The following is a 25,302-nucleotide window of genomic DNA, read 5'->3' on the forward strand; positions in this document are numbered from 1 at the left end:
CCTAGATCAACACCGCGGATCCCGGCCTCATTCCCCGGTGTGACGCGCGCCGCCGCACCAGCCTGCGGGAACGCCCGCCTTCCGTAGAATCACCGAAGAGCGCCGTCCGCACCGGCGGTGTCGACTCGGCAGGAAGGACCGGCCCGGACGGTGGTGTCGTCGTGAGTGCGCCCGACCGCCGGAGCGGGCCGGGAACGCGACGCTGGGCCGATCTGCTGCAGTCGCCGCTGGTGCCGCCGGGCCGGCCGGTGCGGCGGGGGTTCCAGCTGCTCACCGGGCTGGTGCTCTACGGGATCAGCGACGCGATGGTCGTGGCGGCCGGGCTGGGCGTCGAGCCGTGGGACGCACTCGCCCAGGGCCTGACCCGCACCGCCGGCCTCAGCATCGGCGTCTGGACCAACCTGATCGGCGCGGCCGTGCTGCTGCTGTGGATCCCGCTGCGGCAGAAGCCGGGGCTGGGCACGCTGTGCAACGTGCTGCTCGTCGGCACCTCGATGGACCTCACCCTGGCGCTGCTGCCGCCGTTCGGGCAGCTGTGGCTGCGCTGGGCCGTGCTGGTCGCGGGCATCCTGCTCAACGGGTTCGCCACCGGCTGCTACATCGGCGCCCAGGCCGGACCGGGGCCGCGGGACGGGCTGATGACCGGGCTCGCCGAGCGCGGGCACCCGATCTGGGCGGTGCGCTGGGGCATCGAGATCGCGGTGCTGGTGATCGGGTTCCTGCTCGGCGCGACCGTGGGCATCGGGACCGTCCTGTACGCCTGCGCGATCGGGCCGCTGGCCCACCTGTTCATGCCGCTGCTGGACATGGGGCGGGGCAAGGGAAAGCCGGACTAGCCGGCCTCGGCGAGGTGACGGCCGGCGGCGAAGCGGGCGGCAGCCCCGAACTCGCGGAAGAGCGCGGCGGAGACCGGGTCCGTGCCCGCGTACCACTCCGGATGCCATTGCACGGCCAGGCAGAAACCCGCCGGAGCCCGCGCCGAGACGGCCTCGACCACGCCGTCGGCGGACACCGCTTCCACCCGCAGGTCCGGGGCGACCCGGTCGATGGCCTGGTGGTGCAGCGAGTTGACCGGGACGGCCGAGGTGCCGAGCAGCCGCCGCAGCACGCCGCCCTCGCGGAGACTGACCTCGTGGGCGGGCAGGTACTGCCGGTCCCGGGGCTCCGCGAGGTCCTCGCGGTGGTCGTCGCCGGGCAGGTCGCGCAGCGTGCCGCCCAGGGCGACGTTCAGCTCCTGCAGCCCGCGGCAGATCCCCAGCACCGGCAGCTTCGCCCGCAACGCGGCGGGCAGCAGCCGCAGCGCGAACTCGTCGCGGTCCGGGTCCGCCGGGGCGAGCCGGGGTGAACCGCCGTAGCGGGCGGGCTGCACGTCGGTCTGGTGGCCGCCGACCACGACGCCGTCGAACCGGTCCAGCAGCTCCGCGAGGTAGGGCGCCGGGCCGCCGACGACGGCCACGGCGCAGCCGGAAACCTCTTCGAGGGCCCGGACGTAGACCTCGCGCACGGCGACGTGCGACACGTCGTCGACCACCTCCGCCGACGCGGCCAGCGCGATCAGCGGGCGGCTCACCGCGCGCATTCCAACGCCCGGGCGAGGTCTTCCAGCAGGTCGTCGGGGTGTTCCAACCCCAGCGACAACCGGATCGAACCCGGCGTCACCCCCGCCGCGAGCTGGTCGGCCACCGGCAGCTGGGCGTGGGTCGTCGATGCGGGGTGCGTGGCCAGGGACCGGACGTCCCCGATGTTGGTCACGTGCGCGAACAGGCGGAGGGCTTCGATGAACCGGCTGCCCGCCTCCTGCCCGCCGACGAGCTCGAACTGCACCAGCGGACCGCCGTTGCCGCCGAGGTAGCGCCGCAACAGCTCCTCCTGCTCGCCGCCGGCCAGGCTCGGGTGGCGAACCGATTCGACCGCCGGGTGCGCGCCGAGGAACCGCGCCACGGCGGCCGCGTTCTCCCCGTGCGCCCGCATCCGCAGCGGCAGCGTCTCGATGCCCTGGATGAGCAGGAAAGCGTTGAACGGGCTGAGGCACGGCCCGAGGTCGCGCACCATCGTTTCCCGCGCCTTGAGCAGGTACGGGCTGCGGCCCAGCGCGCTGTCGAGCCCGGCGCCCTCCTCCGTCCACACCGCGCCGCCGTGCGCGGCGTCGGGTTCGGTGAGCAGCGGGTGCCGGTCGGCGTGGCGGGTCCAGTCGAACGTGCCCCCGTCCACGATGAGGCCGCCCAGCGCACTGCCGTGCCCGCCGATGTACTTCGTCGCCGAGTACACCAGGATGTTCGCCCCGAACTCCAGCGGGTTGCAGACCATCGGGAGCAAGGTGTTGTCCAGCACCAAAGGCACCCCGGCCTGCTCGGCGAGCCCGGCGACGTCCTCGATCGGGAAGATGCGCAGCTTGGGGTTGGGCAGGGTTTCCCCGAAGTAGCACCGGGTGCGCTCGTCGGTGGCGGCGGCGAAGTTCTTCGGGTCCTCCGGGCTGACGAACCGGGTCTCGACGCCGAACCGGGCGAAGGTGTTGGCCAGCAGGTTCCACGTGCCGCCGTAGAGCTCGTCGGAGCTGACGATGTTGTCCCCGGCCTGGCACAGGTTGAGCAGCGCGACGGTGGTCGCGGCCTGGCCGGAGGAGACGGCCAGCGCCGCCGGGGCGCCGTCGAGCCCCGCGATGCGCGCTTCGAGCACGTCGCACGTGGGGTTGTTGAGGCGGGTGTAGGCGTGGCCGTCCTCGCTGAGGTCGAAGATGCCCGCGGCGGCACCGGTCCCGGGCAGCTCGTAGGCGGCCGTCTGGAAGATGGGGGTGATCACCGGGGCGGTCGGGCCGGTGCGCAGCTCGGCGCCCGCGTGCAGCACCGCGGACTCGCGCCGCCGGTAGTCCTTCGGCGCGCTGGCGGCTCTCTCAGTGACCGGCATGGGCGTACTCCCTCGCTTCGGACATGGACGTGACGATCGCGGTGACGGCGCTGGGCTGCCCCTGCGGCCCCCGGGTGAACAACCCACCCAGCACGGCGTCGACCGCGGCGTAGTCCGGGTCGGCCAGCCGCACCTGCCGTGCCTTGCCGAGGTTCCAGAACGGCGTGCGCGGATCGAGGTGGTGTTCCAGGTGGTAGTTGTCGTTGTGGATGCCGGTGAGGAACTTCTCCCAGCCGCGGCTCTTGCGGTTGCGCGTCATGTACAGGTCGGTCCGCGAGTCCCGCACGAGCGGGGTGTGCTCGGACAGCTCGATGTACCAGCCCAGGATCTGGAAGCTCGTCAGGTAGGGCACGAACCAGAACAGCAGCAGCTCCGTCGTCCAGCCCCGCAACCAGCAGACGCCGGCGACGACGGCCCAGAACGTCCAGAACCCGATGCGGTCGAGCATCCGCTTGCGGGGCTGCACCGGAGAGGCTTCCCGGGAGCGGCCCTCCCGCAGCACCCGGTACCGGTTGCGCACCAGGTACCGCAGGTAGGCCCAGGTCTGCGTGCCGAACAACGGCATCAGCACCACCCGGCGGACGTAGGCCCGCGGCGACGCCGCCCGGTAGGCGCCCTGCTCGATGAAGAACCGCAGGTCCGGGTCCTGGTCCGGATCGCCCAGCCGCGGGTGGTGGGTGAAGACGTGCGAAACCTTGTACGCGTAGTGCTGCTGGAAGATCGGGTAGGCGGTGAGCACGGTGCCGAGCAGCATCCGCACCCGGTGGTCGGCCGCGCCGACGCCGTGGGCGCAGTCGTGCAGGATCGTGGACAGCCCCCGCTGGCGGGCGCCGATGACCAGCGCCGCCAGCGGGTAGCACCACCACGAAACCGCGACGCACAGCCACACGCACGCCGCGATCCAGCAGGCGTCCTCGAGCCAGGCCAGCCCGGCGTGCCAGTTGTCGCTGCGGTTGAGGGGTTTCATCCGGGCCCGGACTTCGCCGGGGAAGCGGTGCATCCGGTACCGCTTCCCGTCATAGGCCCATTCGGTGTCCGCCACGGGTCCTCCCCGGCTCAGACGAGGGCCGTCAGCGGCACGCCGATGAACGTCGGGTCGAAGCGGCTGACGCCGTCGAGCAGTTCGTCGATCTTGGCCATGACACCGGGCTCGAGCACGACGTCGGCGGCCTTGAGGTTGTCCGTGAGCTGCTCGGGGCGCGAGGCGCCGGTGATCGCGGAGGTGACGTTGGGGTTCTGCAGCACCCAGGCGAGGGCCAGCTGCGCCATGGTGAGGCCGAGCTGCTCGGCGACCGGGCGCAGTTCCTGCACCTTGCGGAGCACGTCGTCCTGCAACCAGCGGACCATGTAGCCGCTGCCCTCGCCGTCGGTGGCGCGGGAGCCTGCGGGCGGGCGCTTGCCGGGCAGGTACTTGCCGGTCAGCACCCCCTGCGCCATCGGCGACCAGACGAGCTGGCCCATGCCCTCGCGCTCGCAGGCCGGGATGACCTGGGCCTCGATGACCCGCCACAGCATCGAGTACTGCGTCTGGCTGCCGACCAGCGGGACCCGCAGTTCGCGGGCCAGCGCGGCGGCGCGGGTGATCTGCTCGGCGGTCCACTCCGAGACGCCGACGTAGAGGACCTTGCCCTGGCGCACCAGGTCGGCGAAGGCCAGCATGGTCTCCTCCAGCTCGACCGTGGGGTCGAACTGGTGGGCCTGGTAGAGGTCGAGGTAGTCGGTCCCGAGCCGGCGCAGGGAGCCGTGCGCGGACTCCATGATGTGCTTGCGGCCCAGGCCCTGGTCGTTGGGGCCGCCGGGGCCGGTCGGCCAGTACACCTTGGTGCAGATCTCCAGGCTTTCCCGGCGCCGGCCCGACAGCGCGCGCCCCAGCACCTCTTCGGCACGGGTGTTCGCGTACATGTCGGCGGTGTCGAAGGTGGTGATCCCGGCGTCGAGCGCCGCTTCCACGCATTTCTTCGCTTGTTCTTCGGCCACCTGCGATCCGTGGGTGATCCAGTTGCCGTACGAAATCCTGCTGAGTGAGAGGCCGCTGCGGCCCAGTCGACGATGTTCCATGCCGCACGACACTCCAAGGAATTTTCTGCTTAGTCAACGTTTAAAACCGCGGAAAAGGGTGCCGTCGATGGGGTCATAGAACATAGTGATGAGGCCATCAACGGGTCCATGATCACCATTGTCCCGGCTATTTTCCGGTGGGAGCGTGAGGCATCTGCCGGAGAAATCACCGGAATCGCCGCGGAGTCGAGCGGCTGGAATCCGGTTCGAGATCGGGAGAACAATGGTTGACAAGATCGTCAGTGCCGCACGGGCGGCGACCGTGGCGGCACCGCCGCTGGGCACCGAAGCGTACGGGCGTTTCTGCACCGGGCTGGCCCACCGGCTGACCGCGGCGTGGCCGCGGATCCGCGCGGCGAACGACGCCGACGTGGCCCGGGCGCGGGAACGAGGAATGCCCGACGTGCTCGTCGACCGGCTGCGGCTGACCGATGACCACCTCGACGGGCTGGTGACCCTCACCTCGACCGTCGCCGAAGAGATGCGCGAACTCACCCACCGCCCACCGGGCACCCCGATCGGCGACTGGGGCGTGCGGCACCGCGTGCCACGGCCGCTGGGCGTGGTGCTGATGATCTTCGAGGCCCGCCCGACCGTCACCGTCGAGGGCGCGCTGCTCAACGTCGCGGCCGGCAACGCGGTGCTCCTGCGTGGTGGCAAGGAGATCGCGGGGACCAACGCCGCGCTCGGCGCCGCCGTCGCCGCCGCGCTGGCGGACGCGGAACTGCCCGCGGGCCTGGTCACCGTGCTGGACGACCCCAGCCGGGCGCTGCTGCGCGAACTGCTGCGCCGGCCCGGCGAGATCGACGTGCTCATCCCGCGCGGAAGCGCGTCCCTGGTCGACTACTGCCACAGCGCGAGCACCATCCCGGTGCTGGCGAGCGGCGGCGGGGTCAACCACCTCTACGTGCACCGCAGCGCGGACCTGGCGCAGGCCGTCGAGATCGCGCTGGACAGCAAGCTGCCCGCCCCGGCCGGCTGCACCTCCCTGGAGATCGCGCTGGTCGACCGGCCGGTGGCCGACGAGTTCGTGGCGGCGCTGCTCGACGGTGCCCGCCGCGACGGCCGGCCGCTGACCGTGCGAGCCGGCGAAGGACTCCGACGACCGGAGACCACCGGGCAGTGGCGGGTGGAGGCGCTGGGCGAACACGACCTGGGCCGGGAGTTCCTCGACAGCACGATCGGCGTGGTGGCGGTGGACTCCCCGGGCGAGGCGGTGGCGTTCGTCCAGCGGTACGGCTCCGGGCACAGCGAGGCGATCGCCGCCACCGACCCGGCGGCCATCAGCGAGTTCACCGACCGGGTGGACGCGGCCACGATCGTCGTCAACGGGTCCCTCCGGCTCAACGACGGGCCGACGCTGGAACTGGGCTCGGAGATCGCGATCAGCACCAGCAGGCTGCACGCCCGCGGGCCGATCACCTTGGCCGCGCTGGTGAACTACTGCTGGGTGGTCGAGGCCGGCGGCCGGCTGCGCGAGGCGAGCTGATGCCCGCCCCGGCGCGGCCGCCGCTGCTGCTCCCCCTCAGCCCGCGTCCGCACGCGTCGCAGGCGGTGCTCGTGCACCCCGGCGGGGGCGGCCTGGGCCCGTACACGCCGCTGGCCCTGCGGCTGGCCCGGCGTGGCGGGGTGAGCGGGATCCGCGCCAGCGGCCTGTTCGCCGGCGAGCGGCCCGACTCCGACGTCGACGCGATGACGCGGCGGTACCTGCCGTTGCTGGACACCCTGCCCCGCCGGCCCGACCTGCTGGTGGGCTGGTCCATGGGCGGCGTCCTCGCCTGGGAGCTCGGCGCGCGGCTCGCCGCGACCGGCCCGGCCCCGGCGGTGGTGATGATCGACAGCTTCACCAGCCGGGACGAGTTCCGCACCGCGGGACAGCGGCACGCGGTCGTCGAGCGGATCATGCGCTCGGTGCACGCCCGGGTCGCACCCCGGGACCAGCCCTGGGCCGAGACCACCGCGCACGCCCACGTCACCGCGTCCGGCCGGCACCGGGTGCGGAGCACCCACCCCGGCCCCGCGCTGCTGATGGCGTGCGCGAGCCCGCACCGCCGCACCCAGGTCGAGAACTGGGCCCGGTTGTCCGGGCGGCTGCGCGTGCGCGAACTGGACTGCGGCCACTTCGACGTGTTCGGCCGGAAAGCGCTCCCCGACGTACTGGACCACCTCGGCGAGTTCCTCGCCGAAGAACGAACCCGATCCCCGCAATCCCTTGGAGGGCAACGATGACAACCGGACCCGACCACACGGCGGTCGCCGACTCGGTCAAGCGCGTGGTGATCGCCGAATCCCGGCTTTCCCTGGAACCGGACCAGATCCAGGACGACGAGCCGCTCAGCGGCGACCTGCTGCGCGTCAACTCGATGGGGTTCGTCGGCATGCTGGTGCGCCTCGAGGACGAGCTCGACGTGACCCTGCCCGACGACCTCTTCGTCGGCCGCACGTTCAAGACGGTCGACGACCTCGTCGAAGTCGTCGCCGAAGGCACTCGCGAAACGGAGGCCCTGTGATGAGCCACGTGTCCCTCCCGACCAGCTGGCGCAGCGTGCTGCCGCACCTGGACGAGCCGCTGCCCCCCGACCGCAGCCCGGAGGTGGCCGCGGGCGGTCCGGACAGCGGGGTGGCGGTGAACCTGCCGTTCGCGCTGGTGCGCCAGTCCACCCAGAACCGCGAGTTCTGGGACATCCCCGCGGAGGTGCTCGACGCCTACCGCAGCTTCCGGCCCACCCCGCTGTGGCGGGCGCGCCGGTTCGAGGACGCCGTCGGCGCACGCGTGCCGATCTACGTCAAGTACGAGGGCGGCAACATTTCCGGCAGCCACAAGCTGAACACCGCCCTCGCGCAGGCCTACTACTACGCCAAGGCCGGCGTGCAGGAACTGGTCACCGGCACCGGCGCCGGGCAGTGGGGCACCGCGCTCGCCGCCGCCTGCGCGATGTTCGGGCTGCGCTGCCGGGTGTTCATGGTGAGCACGAGCCTGCAGAAGAAGCCCTACCGGGGCACGCTGATGCGGACGCTCGGTGCCACCGTGCACGCCAGCCCCAGCAACCTGACCGAGGTGGCCGCCCGCGTCGGCGGCGGGGTGAACAGCCTCGCACTGGCCATCGGCGAAGCCGTCGAATACGCCGGGCGCACCGAAGGGGCCGCGTTCTGCATCGGCAGCGGTGAGACCTACAGCATCCTGCACCAGTCCGTCATCGGGCTGGAGGCCATCGAGCAGCTCGCCGCGCTGGAGTCCGAAGTGGACAGTGTGGTCGGCTGCGTCGGCGCCGGCTCGAACTTCGGCGGGATCGCCCTGCCGTTCTTCGCCGAAGCCGCCGTGACCGGGACGGAGTGCCCGCGGCTGGTGGCCGCGGAGTCCAGCACCACCCCGAAGCTCACCCGCGGCGTCTACGCCTACGACAAGACCGACGCCACCGGGGTCAGCCCGATGGAGGCGATGTACACGATCGGCAGCAGCTACCCGATCCCCGACTCGCACTCGGCCGGCCTGCGCTTCCACGGCGCCGCGAAGGTCATCTCCGCCATGCGGCACCAGGACCAGGTCACCGCCCAGGCCGTCGGGCAGGTCGAAGCCCTGGAAGCCGGGCAGGCCTTCACCCGGTCGGAGATGGTGCTCCCCGCACCGGAGTCCGGGCACGCGCTGGCCGTCGCCGCGCGCCTGGCGGCGGGTGGCGGGTCTTCCCGCGGCGTCGTCGCCTGCGTGAGCGGGCACGGCTACCTCGACCTTTCCGCGTACCAGCAGCTGGCCGACGGCGAGCTCAGCAGCGAGCCGCCCGAGGAACAGGCGCTGGTGTCGGCGATGGACCGGTTGCAGCCGGTCCCGGGCCTCGCGATCGCCGGGAGTGGTCATGCCGTCTGAGCCGCTGGACCACCGCCTCTTCGACTGCGTCCAGGTGAACCTGGCCGAGCTCGCCGACCGCGTGCACGGCGAAGGCACGCACCTCGCGCTGGGCCGGATCCTGCGCTTCTGGCCCCGGCCGGGCGCGGACGGGTTGCCCACCGTCGAGCCGCGGGTCGACGAGCACGTGACCGAATCCGCCGACCTGCTGGGACTGCGCGTCACCCGGCGCGAACGGATCACCGCCGCGGACGACCTCGCACCCGGCCCCGGCTGCTACGTCGTGGCGGACGCCTACCACCTGCCGTGGGTCCCCTACCACCGCAACCAGCACCTCGAGCACAGCTTCCTGGTCGAGCCGGCCGACGAGGGCGTCACCGTCGTCGACGGCTACCACAACGACACCCAGTGGGGTGCGGCCCGGCCGGGCCGGTGGACCCTCGGCCACGCGGAACTCGCCGAAGCGCTGCCCGACGGTGCGTTGACGTTCGACCTCGCCGCCGGGGACCCCGCGACCGAGCGCACGCCGCTGGTGCAGCTGGCCGAGGCCGGCACGTTCGTGGCGACCTACGCCGACCACCCCGACCGGGTGCGGGCGTTGCGGGGACTGACGTTGCAGACCTGGCTGCTCACCCGCAGCCGCCGCCTGCACGCCGCGGCCATGGGGCTCGGCACCGACGCGGTGCGCGCGCACCTGGACGAGTGGGACGCGCTCGCGAAGCAGGTGTACCTGGCGAGCCGCCGGGTCTCCGCGGGCCGGGCCGAGCCGCGGGCGCTGTTCCCCCGCCTCGCCGACTGCCTCGCCGCGGACCACACGGCGTTCGGCGGCACCGCCGACATCGTCACGCCGTCCACAGTGGACGCCGTCGAGGTGTCGCCGGAGCTGCGCGAGTCCGTCACCGCGGTGATCGGGACCGTGCTGGGCACCGAGCCCGTGCCCGGCGCCCCCGCGCTCGGCGACATCCCCGGCTTCAGCTCCTTCCGCATGATGGAGATCGTCGAGCGGATCGAAAGCGACCTCGGCGTCGAGTTCGCCGCCGAGGACCTGGTCCCGGAGAAGCTCACCCACGTCGACGGCCTCTGCCGCGCCGTCCTGGACGCAGGAGGAACACGATGACCTACGCACCCCGGGTACTCCACGAACTGCTCGGCCACGCCGCCCGGCAGTGGCCGAACCGGACCGCGCTGACCTGCCGGGGAACGTCGGCGACCTACGCCGAGCTCGCCGCCGCCGCGGAGCGGGTCGCGGCCTCGCTCGCCGCCCGGGGCGCCCGCCGCGGCGACCGGCTGCTGATCAACGCCCCGGCGAGCACGCTGCTGCCCGCCGTGGTCTTCGGCGCCGCCCGCGTCGGCGTCGCGTTTTCCCTGCTGCACGAACAGGTTCGCGGCAGCAGCCTCGACCACGTGCTCGCGGACTCCGCGCCGGTGCTGATGGTGACCGGCGACGACGAGGTACGGGCTTCGGCCGAAACGGCCGGTGTCCCCGCGGTGTCGGTGGAGGACCTCGCCGCCGGCCCCGGCCGGGACGTCCCGCTGCCCGCTCCCCCGCTGCCGGTGGACCCGGTGTGCCTGATCTACACCTCGGGCACCACCTCGCTGCCCAAGGCCGTGGTCAGCACCCACCAGCAGCTGCTGTTCGCCACCGCGGCGATCGCGTCGGTGCTCGTGTACCGCAGCGACGACGTCGTCTACAGCCCGCTGCCGCTGTCCTTCGACTACGGGCTCTACCAGGTGTTCCTGTCCGTCACGGCGGGCTCGAACCTGACCATGGGCGCGCCCACCGAGGTGGGGCCGTCGCTGGTCGGCAACCTGGTGCGCGCGAACGCGACCGTGCTGCCCGCCGTCCCGGCCGTCGCCGAGGCGCTCAGCGCGCTGCTGCGCCGCCGCCCGAAGCCCGCCCCCGCGTTGCGGCTGCTCACCAACACCGGCGCGGCGATGCCCACCGGCACGCTGGAATCCCTGCGCGAGGCCATTCCCGGCCTGCGGGTGCAGCTGATGTTCGGGCTGACCGAGTGCAAGCGCGCCACCATCATGCCGGTGGACGGCGATCTGGAGCGGCCCGGTTCCAGCGGCCGGGCCCTGCCCGGCACGGAGGTCTTCGTCATCGGCGAGTCCGGCGAGCGGCTGCCCGCCGGGGAGATCGGCGAGATCGTGGTGCGCGGCCCGAACGTCATGGCCGGGTACTGGCGCCGCCCGGAGCTCACCGAGCAGAAGTTCCCGCGCGTGGACGGGCTGTTCCCGGAACTGCGGACCGGGGACTACGGCCGGCTCGACGAGGAGGGCTACCTCTACTTCGACGGCCGCCGCGACGACATCTACAAGGAGCGCGGGTTCCGCGTCAGCGCGACCGAGGTCGAGACCGCCGCCCGCGGCGTGCCCGGGGTCCGCGAAGCCGCCGTGCTGGTCCCGAAGGACACCCGCCCGGCGTGGCTGTTCGTCACCGGCGACCTGGCCGCCGAGGGCGTGCTCGACGCGATGCGCACCCGGATCGAGGAGTTCAAGATCCCGGCGAGCTGCCTGAAGGTCGGCACGCTTCCCTTGACCGGCAACGGGAAGGTCGACCGCAAGGCCCTGGCCTCGATGGTGGAGGAGGTGCCCAGTGGAGCTGCTCGATGAGCGGACTGCACCGCTCGCCGACCTCCCCGGCGACCTCGCCGGGATGCCCACCCCCGCCTACGTCTACGACCTGGCCGAGGTCCGCCGCAACCACCGGCGCCTCGACGGCGCTCTCCCCGAGGGCACCGGGCTGCTGTACTCGCTCAAGGCGAACCCGCACCCGGACGTGCTGAGCACCCTGCGCGCGGCCGGGGCCCGCCCGGAGGTCTGCTCCTCCGGCGAACTGCGGGCCGCGCTCGACGCCGGCTGGACCGGCGCGCAGGTGCTCTACACCGGCCCGGGCAAGCGGGACGCCGAGATCGCGGGCGCGCTGCGGGCCGGGGTGCGCGAGTTCTCCGTGGACTCCCCGCACGCCATCACCCAGCTCGACCGGCTCGCCGCCGAGGCCGGCGTCCGCACCCGGTTCCTGGTGCGCGTCAACGACGACCAGCCGGTGCCGGGCCAGGGCCTGGCCATGACCGGCGTGCCTTCGCAGTTCGGCGCGGACACCGGCTGGATCCTCGCCGAGCCCGCCCGGTTCGCCGGGGGCGAGCACGCCGAGGCGGCCGGGCTGCACCTGTACATGGGCACCAACCTGACCGCGGTCGACGACCTGATCGGGCAGTTCGGCCGCGCGCTGGACACCGCCGCGCGGCTGCGGGAAGCCCTGGCACCGCACGGGGTCCGCTTCCGGACGCTCGACCTCGGCGGCGGGTTCGGCGCCCCGTTCGCGAAGGACGGCACCGCGGGTGACCTGACCGGCCTGCGCGAAGGGCTCGAAGCGCTGCTCGGCGAGAAGCTGCCGGGCTGGCGCGAGCGGGGCCCGGAAGTGGTGTTCGAGTCCGGCCGGTACCTGGCCGGCACCGCGGGCACCCTCGTCACGGCGGTGCTGGACGTCAAGCGCTCGCAGGGCAAGGACATCGTCGTGCTGGAGTCCGGCATCAACCACCTCGGCGGCATGTCGGGGATGCGGCGGCTGCCGCCGCTCTCCCCGCACCTGCTCGGCCCGGCCGGCCCGCCCGTGCTGGACGCGCTCGTCGCCGGACCGCTGTGCACGCCGCTGGACACGTGGACCCGCACCGGAAAACTGCCCGAGCTGAGCCCCGGCGACCTGGTGGCGGTGCCGAACGTCGGTGCCTACGGGCTGTACGCCAGCCTCGTCGCCTTCCTGGGCCACCCCCTGCCGGCGGAGGTCGTCGTCGACGGCGACCGCCCCGGCACCCCCGCGCGGACCTCCCGCGTGGAACTGGTCAGGACCACTGACCCCGACAATGAGGAGTGAACCGATGGACCCCCGCATGGCCGAACTGCTCACCCCGTACCTCAAGTTCCTCAACGGCCGCGAGCTCGGCGCGGACGACTCGCTGCGCGAGCGCGGGCTCGACTCGATGCAGTCGATCAACGTGCTGTTCGAGATCGAGGACGTCTTCGGCGTCTCGCTGCCGGACGAGGACATCACCGACGCCACCTTCGCGACCCCGGCCACGCTGTGGACCGCCGTGGACGCCCAGCTGAAGCTCCAGGGGGTCTCGTCGTGACCGCGGCCCCGCTGACCGAACTCGTCGGACGCGTGACCAAGGTCGCCGAGGAGCACGTCCGCGAGACCGACGACGCCGCCGCGTTCCCGGTGCAGGCGCTCGACGAGCTGCGCGCCACCGGCCTGCTCGGCCTGCTCGTGCCTGCCGAAGACGGCGGGCTCGGCGGATCGCTGGCCGACGTGCTCGACGCGAGCACCGAACTGGGCCGGGTGGACATGTCCGTGGCGATGATCTTCGCCATGCACTGCCAGCAGGTCGCCGCCGTGCTCGCGCACGCCGAAGGCAGGCTGCGCGCGGAACTGCTGCCGGAGATCGCCGCGGGCCGGCTCTACCTCGGCTCGGTCACCACCGAGGCGGGCAAGGGCGGGCACCTGCTGACCGCCGAGTCCGCCGCGGCGTGGCAGAACGGCGAACTGCTCGTCGACCGCTTCGCCCCGATCGTCACCGGGGGCAAGCAGGCCGACGGGTTCCTGATCACGATGCGGTCCCCGGATTCGGACGCCGACAACCAGGTGTCGCTGGTCTACGCCGCGCGCGAGCAGGTGGAGATCGAGCCGGCCGGTGGCTGGAACCCGCTGGGCATGCGGGCCAGCGACAGCGGGGCGATGAAGCTGCGCGGGCGGCTGCCCGCCCACCAGGTCGTCGGGAAGCACGGCGACTTCCACACCATCGTCACCACCGTGTTCGGCCCGCTGGCCCACCTCGGCTGGGCGTCCTGCTGGCTCGGCACGGCGGCCGGCGCGCTGTCCCGGGTGATCGCCTCACTGCGCGGCAGCCGGGGCAAGACCGACCTGAGCTCGGAACTGCTGATGACGCGGCTCTCGCGGTCGCGCCAGCGGCTGGACACCGTGCACGCGCTGATCGACCACGCCCGCCGGGTCGTCGAGACCACCGCGGACCTCAGCGTGCCGAAGGTTCAGCTGCTGATCAACGCCGTGAAGATCACCGCCGCCGAGGAGTGCTACCGCGCCGTCGACGAACTGGTCGACGCGGTCGGGATGCGCCACGGCTACCTGCGCGACTCCCCCACGCGGCTGGAGCAGTCGCTGCGGGACCTGCGCTCGGCGGTGCTGAACTACAGCAACGACCGGCTGCACCTCGCCGACGGCCGGCTCACCCTGCTCGACCAGGAGGTGCGCTTTGCCTGAGTCAGCCCTCCTCGACTCCCGCGTGCGCGCCGGTCCCGCCGCGGAAGCTCTGTCCACTGTGGATTCCTCTGCGTCCGGCGCCGAGGTGTGGCAGCGACTCGGGTCCGCCGGGGTGCTGCGGGAGCAGTACCGGCGGACCACCGCCACCGGGCTGATCGCCGACCCGGACCGGCTCGGCGCGACCCTGCGCGCGGTCGACGCCCGCGGGGACAACGGGATCACGCTGAGCGTGCTGGTGCAGTCCGCGAGCGCGCTGCCGATCCTGGCCGCCGGGACCGGGCCGGCGTTCGAAGAGGTCATCCGCGGCGACTGCGAGGTCGCGCTGGCCGCCACGGACGCCGCGGCGGCCGGGTCCGACCTCACCGGGCTGGGCACGGAGATCGAGACCGACGGGGACACCGTCCGGCTCGAGGGCGCGAAGCGGTGGGTGACCACGGCGACCCGCGCCGCGTACTTCCTGGTGCTGGCCCGGCACCGGCCCGGACGGCACTTCTCGGCCTTCACCTGGGTCCTGGTCCCGGCGGACGCGGCGGGGGTGCGGGTCACGCCCGCGGCGACCACGCTGCTCGCGGGCGCGGGCACCGGGCACGTCGAGTTCGCCGGGGTGCGGCTGCCCGCGTCGGCCGTGCTCGGCCGGACCGGGCGCGGGCTGGCGTTGTTCGCCCGGCACATGGGCACCGAACGGCTCGCCGGCGCCCAGTGGGCCACCGCGCTCACCGGCCGGGTGCTGGCGGAGACCAGGACAGCGTTGCTGCGGCGCGAAATCGACGGGCGCGCGCTGTGGGACCACGACGCGGTCCGCCAGGAGTTCGCGGGCTGCCTGGTCCGCGTGCGCTCGCTGCGCGCGCTGCACGAAGCACTGGGCGAACGGGTGGTGGAGGACCACGACACGACGAGCGCGGCAACGCTGAAGGCCGCGGTCGGGCTCACCGCCGACGACGTGCTCTCGAGCTGCGCCAGGTGGCGAGGCGCCGACGGTTTCGCCGACGACGGCCTCCAGCTCGTGCGGGCCGAGGCGGCGGTGTTCGGCATCGGCGGCGGAGTGACGGAGCTGATGCTCGGCGCGGTCGCCGACGGCGCCGAGCCGATGCTCGAGGAACTGCGCTCATGAGCACCGGCAACCGGGCAGGCACCCGCGGTGCGAACACCGACAGCGCCGGGGCCTGGGTCGGCGCCAGCGGGGTGCACGCCGACGGCGCCGGGATCACCGGAACCCGGGCCGGCACCGGCGGGATCCCGGAGCCCACCGCCGGCGCGGCCGGGTCCGGCCCGCCCCGCGTCGATACCCGCGGCCTCGCCAAGACCAGCCGGCCCCGCGTCGACGCCCGCGGCCTCCCGGCCGATCCGCCGCTTTCACCGGAAAGCGGCGCGGCCCAGGGGCTTCCGGAAGTCACCATCGACGGCACCGAAATCTCGCCCGGGGTGTGGGTTGCTTCCGCCACCCGCGCCGACCTCGACGATCCGCCCGCCCATGCGGGGGACCTCGCCGAGGCCGGTACCCGGCCGGCCTGGCGGCGCGGGGAGTTCCTCGCCGGCCGGACCCTGTTGCGGCACCTGCTGCGGCGGATCCGGCCCGACCTGGCCGCGCTGCCGCTGTGCGCCGACCCCGCCGGGAAACCTCGGCTGGACGCCGGCGGCGAAGACCTCGCCCTGCCCGGCATCACCATCTCCCACGACGAAGACCGGATCGCGGCGGCGGTGTGCGCGCACGGGGACGTGGGCGTCGATGTCCAGCTTCCCCCGGCGCGGCTGACCGACTCGGCCGTGCGCCGGTGCCTCGGCTCGCACGCCCCGGCGGTCACCGCCCTGCCCCGCTTGCGGCGGGCCAAGGAGTTCGCCTGGGTGTGGACCGTGCAGGAAGCGTGCGTCAAGGCTGCGGGCACCGGCATGGCCGGGCGGCCCTGGTCGATCGACGTCCCGCCCGGCGCGGTGTCCGGGCACTGGGGCGGATTCGCCTGGCTGAGCCTGCGCACCCGATCGCCGGTGCCCCTCAGCTGCGCCTTCCAGCCCGCTCCGTGACCCCGGTGCGGGACCCGACCACGACGACGGAGGTCGACGTGCACCTCGTCAACGCCCCGGACACCGTCCCGGAACTCAGCTGCTACACCACCAACCTGGTGGCCTACCTCGAAACCGACGAACCCGGGGTGCGCTCGCGCATGGCACACGCCGTGCGCCTGGCGGTCCGGCTCGACAGCGGGCCCGGGAACCTGGTGTTCTCCCAGCACTCGCGCATCGACGGCGCCGCCGCGCTCGGCTACCACGGCGCGGCGGACCGGGGGCGGGCCGTCGCCGACCTCCAGGCCGAGCTCACCCGCTCGGGGCGGGTGCTGGCCGTCGCCGACACGTTCCACCTGTCCTGGTCCCCGGCGCACGGGATCGCGCACTCGCCGCACTGGCTGCTGCTGCTCGGCCGGCGCGACGGGCGGTGGCTGGTGGCCGACCACTTCCGCGCGCTGACCCCGCTCGGCGAACAGGAACCCTTCCTCGGCTGGCTGGACGACGCCACCGTGGAGCGCGCGCTGGCCCCGCACGGCCCGTGGCCGCCGGAGATCGCCCACCGCGACCGCTACGCGCTGGGCACCGCCGTGGAGCCGGTGCACGCCGACCGGTTCCGCTGGCTGGCGCGCACGACCGGCGAGGATCCCCCGGCCGACCCCAGCGCCTGGACCTGCGGCCTGCCGGAGGCGCTCGAGCGCGTCAGCGCGGTGCTGACCGAGGACGACACCGCCGCCGCCCGCTACGGCGACGACCTGTGGGCGGCGAGCAGGCACTACACCTACCGCCTCGAAGTGCTCGCCGCGAACGGCGAGATCTGCGCGGAGGCCGCCGCCGCGGCCGCGGTGAGCTGGGGCGAGCTGCCCAAGGTCGTCCGGTTCGCCGCGGAGTCCGCCGCCCGGGGCCGGCCGCGCGCCGGCCTGCTGCGGCGGACCTTCGACGACCTGCTGCGCGTCCACGAAAAGACGACCACCGAACCCGTATCGGAGGTATGAGCACGATGGAAACCCTGTACCAGTGGTTCGCCGCGTCGGCCGAAAAGCACGCCGATGCGCCCGCACTCGAAGTCGGGGCACGCACCCTGACCTACGCCGGGCTGCGGGATCTCGCCGGGCACATCGCCGCCGAGGCCGTCACCGCGGCGGGAACCGTACCCGCCCGGATCGGCGTGCTGGCCGAGCGCAGCGTGCTGACCTACGCGGGCTACCTCGCCGCGCACCGGCTCGGCAGCACCGCCGTCCCGCTCAACCCCGCGTTTCCCCGCGAGCGCAACCGGATGATCGCCGAGGCCGCCGGCCTGGACCTGGTCCTCACCGAGGGCACGACCGCGCCGGCCGGCCTCGGCGTGCCGGAGCTGGTCATGACCGAACCCGCGGACGGCGCCACGCGCACCCCGCCGGAGTCCCCGGCCGGGGACCTGGCCTACATCCTGTTCACCTCGGGCTCGACCGGGCAGCCCAAGGGCGTCCCGATCCGGCACCGCAACGTCTGCGCCTACCTCGGCCACGTCGTGCCGCGGTACGGGATGGCGCCGGGCAGCCGCGTCTCCCAGACGTTCGACCTGACCTTCGACCTGTCGGTGTTCGACATGTTCACCGCCTGGGGCGGTGGCGCGACGCTCGTCGTCCCCAGCCGCGAGGACCTGCTGGCGCCGGTGCGGTTCGTCGCGGAGAAGGAGCTGACCCACTGGTTCTCGGTGCCCTCGATGGTGTCCTTCGCCCAGCGGCTGCGCAGCCTGCGGCCCGGCAGCATGCCGACGTTGCGCTGGAGCCTGTTCTGCGGTGAACCGCTGACCACGCACCAGGCCACGGCCTGGCAGCGTGCCGCCCCCGGCGGGGTCGTGGAGAACCTCTACGGCCCCACCGAGCTGACCATCAGCTGCGCCGAGTTCCGGCTGCCCGCCGATCCGGCGGACTGGCCGGCCACGGCCAACGGGACGGTGCCGATCGGGCGCCTCTACCCCACCGTGAACCACGTCGTGCTCAACGACGAGGGTCTCCCCGCCGTGGAAGGGGAACTCTGCGCGCGCGGGCCTCAGCGGTTCCCCGGTTACCTCGACCCGGCCGACAACGAGGGCCGCTTCTACCACTTCGGCCCGGGCGACCGGAGCGCCCGGCCGCACGCCGCGGGCGACGAGCTCGGCGACGACGCCTGGTACCGCACCGGGGACCGGGTGTCCTGGCAGGACGGTTTCCTCGTCCACTTGGGACGGTCGGACCAGCAGGTGAAGGTGCAGGGCTACCGGGTGGAGCTCGGCGAGATCGAGGCCGTGCTGCGGGATCAGGAGCCGGTGCGCGACGCGATCGTGCTCGCCCTGCCCGGCAGCGGCGGCACCACCGAGCTCGAAGCGGTGTGCACGGGTTCGCACCTCGACCCCGACCGGCTGCTCGACGCCGTCGGCGGCCGGCTGCCCGGGTACATGGTGCCCCGGCGGCTCACCGTGCTGGACGCGCTGCCGCTCAACGTCAACGGCAAGATCGACCGCTCGGCCCTCACCGCGGACGCGATCGGGCAGCGCGGATGACCACCGAAACCCCGGAAGGGAAGACCATGGAAACCGCACCCGTCCCCCCGTCCCGGTTCCCTGCCGCGCGCCCGCCCGCGCCGGGCCTGGTGCCCGCGGAGGGGTTCCGCCGGGCGATCGCGAAGCTGCCGACCGGGGTCACCGTGCTCACCACCGTCACCGAGGACACCCCCGTCGGCTGCACGGCCAACGCGGTGATGTCGCTCTCGGCCGACACCCCGAGCGTCCTGGTGTCGCTGGGCTGCCACAGCCGGACCCTCGAGGCCATCCTCGACAACGGGGTCTTCGCCGTGAACACGCTGTCCTGGTCGCAGCGGGCGCTGACCCGCAAGTTCGCCACCGGCAGCCCGGCCGAGCGGTTCGCCGGGGTGCCGTGGCAGCCCCAGCGCCGGATCCCCGTGCTCTCCGCGGCGGGGGTGGCGCTGGTCTGCGAGGTCGGTGACACCGCGACGCTGCTGGACCACACCGTGGTCGTCGGCAAGGTGGTCTGGCTGCGGGACACGAACGCGGCCCCGACGGTGCTCTACGGACGAGAGCAGTACCCGCTCGGGGCCTGAGGAAAGACCGGGCAGCGCCCGGCCCGGCGGTCCACCCTCACCGGGCGGACCGCTGGGCCGGGCGCGTTCCCGCGTCCGCGACCTGCTCGGCGGTGGCGCGGGCCGCCGCGTCGAGCAGCACCGAGAACCGGGGGTCGGTGCGGATCTCGCCGTGCCAGGCGACTTGCGTGAAGACCTGGAACGGCGCGGTCCACGGCACCTCGACCAGCCGGCCCTCGGCCAGTTCGGTGGCGACGCTGAGCCGGGGCAGCAGCGCGAGGCCCAGCCCCGCGGCCAGCGCGTGCTTCACCGCGTCGATCGAGCCGAAGGTCAGCGCGCGGATCCGGGTGTCGCCGACGTCGCCCAGCGTCCGCTCGAACAGGCGCTGGTAGCCGCTGCCCCGGTGCGCGCACAGCAAGGGGTACCGCGCCAGCCGCGAGGTGGGTACCGGCTCGCGGCCGAGCGGGCCGTCCGGGCCGGTGACCACCACGAGCGGTTCCGGGCACAGCAGGGTCGAATCGGCCTTCGGCGAGGACTCGCAGACGTCGATGAAGAACGCGCAGTCGACGTCGGAGTCGCCGATGCGGCTCCACGGGTCCTCTTCCAGCGGCCGGATCTCCAGCGCCAGCTCGGGATGCCGCCGGTACAAGTATTCGATGATCGGCACCAGCCGGTAGGAGGTGAGCCCGCTGTCGGCGCCGACGGTCAGCGCGTCGCCGGGGGCGGTGCCCTCGAGCACGGTCTCCTCGGCCATCCGGCTCAGCTTCACGATCTTGTGGGCGTAGCGCCGGAACCGCTGGCCGGCGGTGGTGAGCCGGATGAGCGCGCCGGTGCGGTTGAACAGGTCGCACGCGAGGTCGCGCTCGAGTTTCTTGATCCGGGCGGTGACCGTGGGCTGGGCCAGGCTCAGATCGCTGGCCGCCTTGGTGAAGCTCGACTGCTCGGCCACCCTGAGGAAGGTGGAGAGGGAAGCGGTGTCCACGGCCCGGATCACCGCCTGCCGGGTCGAGCGGCACGGGGGGCGATCCCCCGGCCCGGGCGAGTGTTCCCTTCGCTGAGCGGCGTGAGTTTTCGCGGGACCGTGTCCGCGGTGGTCCGCGGACGAGCCCTCCGGTCGGATTCTCTCGCACCATGGTGGAGCCCGGTCCCGAACACGAAACCTCCTAGCGGCCGGCCATTCGCGGCCGGCACGACACCTTTCACGACGACGTTCCCCCGATCGGCATCCTCGGCGTTCTCACGGCTTCAGATGACCCCTCGTCCCTTCGTTCGTGCTCTCGGCCACGCCCGTCTCGGGCGAACCGGCCTCGACCGGTGACCCGCTGCGGGTACCACCGGGCGATGATCGGGCAAACTGCCACCATCGGGCAGGAAGAACGCATTCCTTTTCACCCATCGTGGCCGGTTCGACAATTTCCTCACTCCAAGAGACCAGCGTCGCGACCGTTGTCCGGTTCGGCTTCCGAGATTCTCCGTTGTGCAGTTTTCGATCGGCCGTTCACGTTTCCGGGGTGCGCGGGCTCAGCCGAAAGCCAGTCGCAGCAAGGCACTCACGACCGCGGCGCCGATCATCGCGGTCAGGATGGACCGCTTGCCTGCCAGCAGGGCGACGCCGACGCCGACCCCCGCCAGCGCGGTGAGCGTCCGCATCGAGGAGACCCCACCCGATGCGGGCCACAGCAGCGTGACCACCAGACCGGCGATGAGGGCCGGGGTCGCGCAGGTCAGCGCGTTGCGCAGCCAGGTGGGCAGTTCGCGCCCGCCCGCCGCCAGCGGTACCACCACGCGCAACGTGAGCGCGGTGGCGCCGAGCGCCAGCACGATGATCCACTGGTAAGTCATCGCCGCACCCCCAACGCCGTTCCGGCCACGGCACCGGCGGCTCCGGCCACCAGCACCGGGATCCCCGGGGGCGCCCAGGCGACCAGCGCACCCGCGGTGACGACGCCGAGGACCGCCAGGCCCCAGGCACGCGCGGTCTTCAGGTGCGTGCGCAGCAGGCCGAGGAAGAACACCGGGTAGGCGGCGTCGAGCCCCAGCCGTCCCGGATCGCCGATGGCGTCGCCGAGGATGGCCCCCAGCGCGGTCCCCGCGGTCCAGCCGCACAGGCACAGCGCGCCGGCCACCCGCAGGGTTCGCAGGTCGTAGCGCCCGTCACCGCGGTGGGCGATCGCCCAGGACCCGTCGGTGATCAGCAGTGCCGTCCCGGCCCGCGACCAGGCGGACCCGGTCAGCGCCGGGGCGATCGTGGTGCCCATCAACAGGTAGCGGGCGTTGAGCGCGGCGGCCGCGCCGATGACGGCCCAGACCGAGCCGTGCTGGCCGATGACGGCGACCGCGCCGTACTGGGCGCTGCCGGAGAACACCAGCAGCGACATGGCGACCGGCGCCAGCACACCCATCCCGACCGAGGCCGCGAGCGCACCGAACGCCATGCCGTCGGCCAGGTCGGCCGCGGCCACCGGCAGCACCGGGCGCACGACGCGGCCCGGCGAACGGGGTTCGGCGGTGGTTTCGGTCACGATGCTCACCTCCTCGGACGTCGACCCCGCCGATGTTACCAGCAGAGCCGAGTGTTGGTAACCGGAACGGGCGATCGTTCGTCATATTCGCAGGTAAGGAGCTCAGAGCAGTAACCAACGGCGGAACATGCTGGTAACATGGTGGGATGGTTCCCCGTCCCGCAGCACCAGCCCCGCTCGCCGTGGTGCAAACCTTGGTCAACACCCGCGAGCTGCTGGAGCACCGGGACGACCTGAGCACCCCGGCCGGCCTGGTGGCGTGGGCGGAGTCCGAAGGACTGCCGTGCCCGGCCCGGCCGACGGAGGCCGACCTGACCCGGATGCGCAGGTTCCGGGAAGCACTGCGGCAGTTCCTGGGCAACGCCGAGGGCGCGGCGAGCGTGCTCAACGGCGAACTGGCCCGGACCGGCACCCGTCCCCTCCTGCGGGCCGGGCCACCGGCCGCGGACTTCATCGGGGACGCCACCACTCCCCTGGACACGGCGATCACCCGGGTACTCGCGGCGGTGGTCACGACCAGCCTCGACGGTTCCCTGCGCCGCCTGAAGACCTGCGCGGCGGAAGACTGCTTATGGGCCTTCTACGACCGCTCCCCCAACGCGGTCAGCCGCTGGTGCGAGACATCGGTCTGCGGCGCCCGGCACAAGATGCGCGCCTACCGCGCCCGCCAGGCCGCGGGCCGCACCGCGGATTGAGTCCTCACCGGTGCCGCGCGAGAGCGGCATCCGATGCCAGTTCGTACCGGCGACGTGCCTCGGCGATCTCGCCGACGTGCTGCTCGGCCCATTCCCGGACCGGCTTGAGCGCGTCGAGCAACGAGCGTCCGAGCGGGGTGAGCGAGTAGTCCACCCTCGGCGGTGTCACCGAAGGGGTCTCGACCCGCTCGACGATCCCGTCGTACTCCAAGGCGCGCAGCGTCTCGGTCAGCGCTTTGGCGGTCACGCCCTCGACGACCTTCTTGAGCTCGGTGAACCTCATCGGCCCCGGTTCCAGGGCGTTGAGCACGGTCGGCACCCAGCGCGCACCGACCCGGTTGAGCACATCCCGGCTCGGGCACCGGGCGGCGAGCAGGTCGTGAGCGGCACCCATTGCCCGGCCCCTCCTGGTTTCGTTGAAGATACCGACACCTCGAAGATACCTTCGCCCGAATGAGGGAACAGGACGAAGGAGAATCCCGGTGAACTTGGCGCTGAAAGGCAAGACCGCCCTGGTCAGCGGCTCGTCGTCGGGAATGGGCTTGGGCATCGCCGAGGTCCTGGCGGCCGAAGGCGCCCACGTCGTCATGACCGCCCGGCGCGCGGACGTGCTGGCCGAGCACGCCGAGCGGATCGGGGCGCACGCGGTTCCGGCGGACCTGAGCCTGCCGGACGAGCCCGCGCGCGTCGTCGCGGAAACCGTGGAGCGGTTCGGCGGGCTGGACATCGTGCTGTGGAACAGCGGCGGGCCGCCCCCGAGCAGCGCACTCGACCTGACGCCCGCGCACGTGGTCGAAGCCGCCGAGACGGTGCTGCTCCCGCTCGTCCGGCTCGTCCGGGCCGGCGTCCCGCACCTTCGCCGGAGTCCGAGCGGGCGGATCCTGGCGATCACGACGACCGGAGTCCGGGAGCCCACCCCCGGTATGGCGGCGTCCAACGCGGTCCGGCCCGGAATCAACGGCTACCTGAAGACCCTCGCCACCGAACTGGGACCGGACGGGATCACCGTCAACACCCTGGCCCCGGGCCGCATCGCGACACCGCGCCGGGACGAGGTGTACCTGGACGGGGTGCCGCCGCACCTCACCGAGGAGATTCCCTTGCGGCGCTGGGGAACCGTCCGGGAGTTCGCCGACGTCGCCGCGTTCCTCGCCTCTCCCCGGGCCTCGTACCTGACGGGCACGACCACCTACGTCGACGGCGGCCTGACGAGGAGCGCGTCATGACCGCAGTGACCGTCGAAACCGCTCTCGCGCTGGTGCAAGCAGCCCGCGCGGAAGCGGCCGGATTGGGCGTGCCGATGGCGATCGCCGTGGTCGACAGCGGCGGTGCGCTCGTGGCGTTCGCCCGCGCGGACGGCACCCCGTTCCCGCTGACGGAGGTCGCGATCGGCAAGGCCCACACCGCCGCGGCCTTCGCGCGCCCGTCGGCCGAGGTCGCCGCGGTGTTCGACGGGCGGGTCCAGTTCACGGCGTCGATCAGTGTGGCGACCGGCGGGCGGGTGATGCTCGGCAAGGGCGGGGTGCCGATCGTCGAGAACGGGTCCGTCACCGGCGGGATCGGGGCGAGCGGCGGTACCGGGGACCAGGACCTCGCCGTCGTCGAGACCGCCGTCGCGGCGGTGGTCGGCTCATTCGCGGGCGGCCGGTGAACTCTTTCGCAGTGACAAGCATTCCGGATAGCCTGGCGGCTCGACCGCCGAACAAAGGAGTCTCGTGACTTCAGCAGGGCACGCGCCGGACATTCTGTCACCGGAGTTCGCCGCCGATCCGTATTCCGCGTACGACGTCATGCTCAGCCATTCGCCGGTGATCTGGCACGAAGGAATGCAGAGCTACGTCATTTCGCGCTACGACGACGTGTCTCGCGCATTCAAGGAGAGCGCATTCACCACCGACAACTACGGCTGGCAGCTGGAACCCGTGCACGGCCGGACGATCCTGCAGATGAGCGGCCGCGAACACGCGGTCCGCCGCGCGCTGGTGGCGCCCGCCTTCCGGGGCAACGAGCTGGAGCAGAAGTTCCGCCCGGTGATCGAACGGAACTCCGCGCAGCTCATCGACGTCTTCCGCGGCCGCGGCTCGGCCGACATCGTCACCGACTACGCCCGCCACTTCCCGATCAACGTCATCGTCGACATGCTGGGCCTGGACCAGAACGACCACGCCCGGTTCCAGCGCTGGTACAGCGCGATCATCGCCTTCCTCGGCAACCTCAGCCAGGACGAGGACGTCGCCGCGGCCGGGCTCCGGACCCACGACGAACTCGCCGCCTACATGATCCCGATCATCCGGGACCGCCGCGAAAACCCCGGCGACGACCTCCTTTCGGCGCTCTGCGCCGCCGAGGTGGACGGCACCAGCATGAGCGACGAGGACATCAAAGCCTTCTGCAGCCTGCTGCTGGCCGCCGGTGGCGAGACCACCGACAAGGCGATCGCCAGCCTGTTCCGGAACCTGCTGGCGCACCCCGACCAGCTCGACGCCGTGCGCGCCGACCGCACGCTGGTGCCGAAGGCGTTCGCCGAAACCCTGCGGCACACGCCACCGGTGCACATGATCATGCGGCAGCCGGCGGAGGACATCGAGATCGGCGGCGAGAAGATCCCCGCCGGCAGCACGGTGACCTGCCTGATCGGCGCGGCCAACCGCGACCCCCGCCGGTTCGCGAACCCCGGTGCGTTCGACATCTTCCGCACGGACCTCCCGACCGAGACCGCGTTCTCGGCGGCGGCCAGTCACCTGTCCTTCGCGCTGGGCCGCCACTTTTGCGTCGGCGCGCTCCTGGCGAAGACCGAGATCGAGGTCGGCGTCAACCAGCTGCTCGACGCGATGCCGGACCTGCGGCTCGCCGAGGGCGCGGCCCCGGCCGAACGAGGCGTGTTCACCCGGGGACCGGAGTCACTGCGGGTGACGTTCACCCCGGCGTAGGCCGAGTTGCCCC

The 25,302-nt window shown here is 72.8% G+C and carries 27 protein-coding genes; 19 read left to right on the forward strand and 8 right to left on the reverse strand.

Translation table 11 applies throughout. The features are described 5' to 3' along the window. Nucleotides 1-212: 212 nt before the first annotated feature. Complete coding sequence (yczE, locus tag QSK39_RS19690; protein WP_502873298.1) at nt 213-836, forward strand: membrane protein YczE; 624 nt, start codon at nt 213-215, stop codon at nt 834-836. Here yczE and QSK39_RS19695 read toward each other — a convergent pair. The 4 genes from QSK39_RS19695 to QSK39_RS19710 are packed head-to-tail and all read right to left on the reverse strand — an operon-like array spanning nt 833 to nt 4,962. Continuing rightward, nucleotides 833-1,570: a gamma-glutamyl-gamma-aminobutyrate hydrolase family protein gene (locus QSK39_RS19695; RefSeq protein ID WP_285479213.1), complete on the reverse strand. Its 738-nt coding sequence runs from the start codon at nt 1,568-1,570 to the stop codon at nt 833-835. The two genes, yczE and QSK39_RS19695, sit on opposite strands and share 4 nt — an antisense overlap. Then, nucleotides 1,567-2,904, reverse strand: coding sequence for an O-acetylhomoserine aminocarboxypropyltransferase/cysteine synthase family protein (locus tag QSK39_RS19700; protein ID WP_285479214.1), 1,338 nt, complete (start codon nt 2,902-2,904; stop codon nt 1,567-1,569). Before QSK39_RS19700 ends, QSK39_RS19695 begins: the two co-directional genes overlap by 4 nt. Beyond that, nucleotides 2,891-3,946 carry a fatty acid desaturase family protein gene (locus QSK39_RS19705; protein ID WP_285479215.1) on the reverse strand — a complete coding sequence of 352 codons (1,056 nt, stop codon included), beginning with the start codon at nt 3,944-3,946 and terminating at the stop codon, nt 2,891-2,893. Before QSK39_RS19705 ends, QSK39_RS19700 begins: the two co-directional genes overlap by 14 nt. Before the next feature lie 14 nt (nt 3,947-3,960). Beyond that, nucleotides 3,961-4,962: an aldo/keto reductase family protein gene (locus QSK39_RS19710; RefSeq protein WP_285479216.1), complete on the reverse strand. Its 1,002-nt coding sequence runs from the start codon at nt 4,960-4,962 to the stop codon at nt 3,961-3,963. A gap of 223 nt (nt 4,963-5,185) precedes the next feature. Here QSK39_RS19710 and QSK39_RS19715 point away from each other — a divergent pair, with 223 nt between their 5' ends. Genes QSK39_RS19715 through QSK39_RS19780 form a run of 14 tightly spaced genes read left to right on the forward strand, consistent with a single transcriptional unit; the run spans nt 5,186 to nt 19,163 of the window. Beyond that, complete coding sequence (locus tag QSK39_RS19715) at nt 5,186-6,451, forward strand: glutamate-5-semialdehyde dehydrogenase (protein ID WP_285479217.1); 1,266 nt, start codon at nt 5,186-5,188, stop codon at nt 6,449-6,451. Beyond that, the gene (locus tag QSK39_RS19720; protein WP_285479218.1) at nt 6,451-7,191 is read left to right on the forward strand and encodes an alpha/beta fold hydrolase; all 741 of its coding nucleotides are present in this window, start codon (nt 6,451-6,453) and stop codon (nt 7,189-7,191) included. The genes QSK39_RS19715 and QSK39_RS19720 overlap by 1 nt, the downstream gene beginning before the upstream one ends. Further along, nucleotides 7,188-7,472: an acyl carrier protein gene (locus QSK39_RS19725; RefSeq protein ID WP_285479219.1), complete on the forward strand. Its 285-nt coding sequence runs from the start codon at nt 7,188-7,190 to the stop codon at nt 7,470-7,472. The genes QSK39_RS19720 and QSK39_RS19725 overlap by 4 nt, the downstream gene beginning before the upstream one ends. After that, entirely contained in the window at nt 7,472-8,824 is a 1,353-nt protein-coding gene (locus tag QSK39_RS19730; RefSeq protein ID WP_285479220.1) for a TrpB-like pyridoxal phosphate-dependent enzyme, read from the forward strand. Before QSK39_RS19725 ends, QSK39_RS19730 begins: the two co-directional genes overlap by 1 nt. Next, complete coding sequence (locus QSK39_RS19735) at nt 8,814-9,920, forward strand: acyl carrier protein (RefSeq protein WP_285479221.1); 1,107 nt, start codon at nt 8,814-8,816, stop codon at nt 9,918-9,920. Before QSK39_RS19730 ends, QSK39_RS19735 begins: the two co-directional genes overlap by 11 nt. After that, nucleotides 9,917-11,419 carry a class I adenylate-forming enzyme family protein gene (locus QSK39_RS19740; protein WP_285479222.1) on the forward strand — a complete coding sequence of 501 codons (1,503 nt, stop codon included), beginning with the start codon at nt 9,917-9,919 and terminating at the stop codon, nt 11,417-11,419. Before QSK39_RS19735 ends, QSK39_RS19740 begins: the two co-directional genes overlap by 4 nt. Beyond that, entirely contained in the window at nt 11,403-12,680 is a 1,278-nt protein-coding gene (locus QSK39_RS19745; RefSeq protein ID WP_285479223.1) for a type III PLP-dependent enzyme domain-containing protein, read from the forward strand. Before QSK39_RS19740 ends, QSK39_RS19745 begins: the two co-directional genes overlap by 17 nt. 4 nt (nt 12,681-12,684) lie before the next feature. After that, nucleotides 12,685-12,936, forward strand: coding sequence for an acyl carrier protein (locus QSK39_RS19750; RefSeq protein ID WP_285479224.1), 252 nt, complete (start codon nt 12,685-12,687; stop codon nt 12,934-12,936). Next, on the forward strand, nt 12,933-14,084 hold the full coding sequence (locus QSK39_RS19755) for an acyl-CoA dehydrogenase family protein (RefSeq protein WP_285479225.1): 1,152 nt from the start codon (nt 12,933-12,935) through the stop codon (nt 14,082-14,084). Before QSK39_RS19750 ends, QSK39_RS19755 begins: the two co-directional genes overlap by 4 nt. After that, nucleotides 14,077-15,195 carry an acyl-CoA dehydrogenase family protein gene (locus tag QSK39_RS19760; RefSeq protein WP_285479226.1) on the forward strand — a complete coding sequence of 373 codons (1,119 nt, stop codon included), beginning with the start codon at nt 14,077-14,079 and terminating at the stop codon, nt 15,193-15,195. Before QSK39_RS19755 ends, QSK39_RS19760 begins: the two co-directional genes overlap by 8 nt. Beyond that, nucleotides 15,192-16,103, forward strand: a complete 912-nt coding sequence (locus tag QSK39_RS19765) for a 4'-phosphopantetheinyl transferase family protein (protein ID WP_285479227.1) — start codon at nt 15,192-15,194, stop codon at nt 16,101-16,103. The genes QSK39_RS19760 and QSK39_RS19765 overlap by 4 nt, the downstream gene beginning before the upstream one ends. A 5-nt stretch (nt 16,104-16,108) precedes the next feature. After that, entirely contained in the window at nt 16,109-17,077 is a 969-nt protein-coding gene (locus QSK39_RS19770) for a hypothetical protein (protein WP_285479228.1), read from the forward strand. Nucleotides 17,078-17,082: 5 nt separating this feature from the next. Further along, nucleotides 17,083-18,606 (forward strand): AMP-binding protein, encoded by a 1,524-nt coding sequence (locus tag QSK39_RS19775; RefSeq protein WP_285479933.1) that lies wholly within the window; start codon nt 17,083-17,085, stop codon nt 18,604-18,606. Further along, a complete protein-coding gene (locus tag QSK39_RS19780; RefSeq protein WP_285479229.1) occupies nt 18,603-19,163 on the forward strand; it encodes a flavin reductase family protein in 561 nt (186 codons plus the stop codon). Before QSK39_RS19775 ends, QSK39_RS19780 begins: the two co-directional genes overlap by 4 nt. Before the next feature lie 37 nt (nt 19,164-19,200). On the opposite strand, the gene QSK39_RS19785 is transcribed toward QSK39_RS19780, so the two are convergent. The 3 genes from QSK39_RS19785 to QSK39_RS19795 form a co-directional block, all read right to left on the reverse strand. Next, nucleotides 19,201-20,124 (reverse strand): LysR family transcriptional regulator, encoded by a 924-nt coding sequence (locus tag QSK39_RS19785; protein WP_285479230.1) that lies wholly within the window; start codon nt 20,122-20,124, stop codon nt 19,201-19,203. A 539-nt stretch (nt 20,125-20,663) separates the two neighbouring features. Further along, entirely contained in the window at nt 20,664-20,984 is a 321-nt protein-coding gene (locus QSK39_RS19790; RefSeq protein WP_285479231.1) for an AzlD domain-containing protein, read from the reverse strand. Beyond that, on the reverse strand, nt 20,981-21,664 hold the full coding sequence (locus QSK39_RS19795) for an AzlC family ABC transporter permease (protein WP_285479232.1): 684 nt from the start codon (nt 21,662-21,664) through the stop codon (nt 20,981-20,983). The genes QSK39_RS19790 and QSK39_RS19795 overlap by 4 nt, the downstream gene beginning before the upstream one ends. Before the next feature lie 146 nt (nt 21,665-21,810). On the opposite strand from QSK39_RS19795, the gene QSK39_RS19800 reads away from it, so the two are divergent. After that, nucleotides 21,811-22,359 (forward strand): CGNR zinc finger domain-containing protein, encoded by a 549-nt coding sequence (locus QSK39_RS19800; RefSeq protein WP_285479233.1) that lies wholly within the window; start codon nt 21,811-21,813, stop codon nt 22,357-22,359. Nucleotides 22,360-22,363: 4 nt separating this feature from the next. Here the strand turns inward: QSK39_RS19800 and QSK39_RS19805 are convergent, their stop codons facing one another. Further along, nucleotides 22,364-22,753: a winged helix-turn-helix transcriptional regulator gene (locus QSK39_RS19805; protein ID WP_285479234.1), complete on the reverse strand. Its 390-nt coding sequence runs from the start codon at nt 22,751-22,753 to the stop codon at nt 22,364-22,366. An 88-nt stretch (nt 22,754-22,841) separates the two neighbouring features. Here QSK39_RS19805 and QSK39_RS19810 point away from each other — a divergent pair, with 88 nt between their 5' ends. The 3 genes from QSK39_RS19810 to QSK39_RS19820 all read left to right on the forward strand — a co-directional run bounded on the left by QSK39_RS19810 (nt 22,842) and on the right by QSK39_RS19820 (nt 25,289). Beyond that, nucleotides 22,842-23,585: an SDR family oxidoreductase gene (locus QSK39_RS19810; protein ID WP_285479235.1), complete on the forward strand. Its 744-nt coding sequence runs from the start codon at nt 22,842-22,844 to the stop codon at nt 23,583-23,585. Beyond that, on the forward strand, nt 23,582-24,010 hold the full coding sequence (locus QSK39_RS19815) for a GlcG/HbpS family heme-binding protein (RefSeq protein ID WP_285479236.1): 429 nt from the start codon (nt 23,582-23,584) through the stop codon (nt 24,008-24,010). The genes QSK39_RS19810 and QSK39_RS19815 overlap by 4 nt, the downstream gene beginning before the upstream one ends. Nucleotides 24,011-24,074: 64 nt before the next feature. Further along, nucleotides 24,075-25,289, forward strand: a complete 1,215-nt coding sequence (locus tag QSK39_RS19820) for a cytochrome P450 (protein WP_285479237.1) — start codon at nt 24,075-24,077, stop codon at nt 25,287-25,289. Nucleotides 25,290-25,302: the final 13 nt, after the last annotated feature.

Origin of the sequence: Amycolatopsis sp. NBRC 101858 (genome assembly GCF_030269325.1) — a bacterium.
In the GTDB taxonomy this organism is placed as follows: Bacteria; Actinomycetota; Actinomycetes; order Mycobacteriales; family Pseudonocardiaceae; genus Amycolatopsis; species Amycolatopsis ponsaeliensis.

Coding starts and splice junctions, on each gene's coding strand:
- QSK39_RS19700 (WP_285479214.1), bottom strand. CDS start 2,904: ATGCCGGTCACTGAGAGAGCCGCCAGCGCGCCGAAGGACTACCGGCGG.
- QSK39_RS19710 (WP_285479216.1), bottom strand. CDS start 4,962: ATGGAACATCGTCGACTGGGCCGCAGCGGCCTCTCACTCAGCAGGATT.
- QSK39_RS19715 (WP_285479217.1), top strand. CDS start 5,186: ATGGTTGACAAGATCGTCAGTGCCGCACGGGCGGCGACCGTGGCGGCA.
- QSK39_RS19720 (WP_285479218.1), top strand. CDS start 6,451: ATGCCCGCCCCGGCGCGGCCGCCGCTGCTGCTCCCCCTCAGCCCGCGT.
- QSK39_RS19725 (WP_285479219.1), top strand. CDS start 7,188: ATGACAACCGGACCCGACCACACGGCGGTCGCCGACTCGGTCAAGCGC.
- QSK39_RS19730 (WP_285479220.1), top strand. CDS start 7,472: ATGAGCCACGTGTCCCTCCCGACCAGCTGGCGCAGCGTGCTGCCGCAC.
- QSK39_RS19735 (WP_285479221.1), top strand. CDS start 8,814: ATGCCGTCTGAGCCGCTGGACCACCGCCTCTTCGACTGCGTCCAGGTG.
- QSK39_RS19740 (WP_285479222.1), top strand. CDS start 9,917: ATGACCTACGCACCCCGGGTACTCCACGAACTGCTCGGCCACGCCGCC.
- QSK39_RS19750 (WP_285479224.1), top strand. CDS start 12,685: ATGGACCCCCGCATGGCCGAACTGCTCACCCCGTACCTCAAGTTCCTC.
- QSK39_RS19765 (WP_285479227.1), top strand. CDS start 15,192: ATGAGCACCGGCAACCGGGCAGGCACCCGCGGTGCGAACACCGACAGC.
- QSK39_RS19775 (WP_285479933.1), top strand. CDS start 17,083: ATGGAAACCCTGTACCAGTGGTTCGCCGCGTCGGCCGAAAAGCACGCC.
- QSK39_RS19780 (WP_285479229.1), top strand. CDS start 18,603: ATGACCACCGAAACCCCGGAAGGGAAGACCATGGAAACCGCACCCGTC.
- QSK39_RS19790 (WP_285479231.1), bottom strand. CDS start 20,984: ATGACTTACCAGTGGATCATCGTGCTGGCGCTCGGCGCCACCGCGCTC.
- QSK39_RS19800 (WP_285479233.1), top strand. CDS start 21,811: ATGGTTCCCCGTCCCGCAGCACCAGCCCCGCTCGCCGTGGTGCAAACC.
- QSK39_RS19805 (WP_285479234.1), bottom strand. CDS start 22,753: ATGGGTGCCGCTCACGACCTGCTCGCCGCCCGGTGCCCGAGCCGGGAT.
- QSK39_RS19815 (WP_285479236.1), top strand. CDS start 23,582: ATGACCGCAGTGACCGTCGAAACCGCTCTCGCGCTGGTGCAAGCAGCC.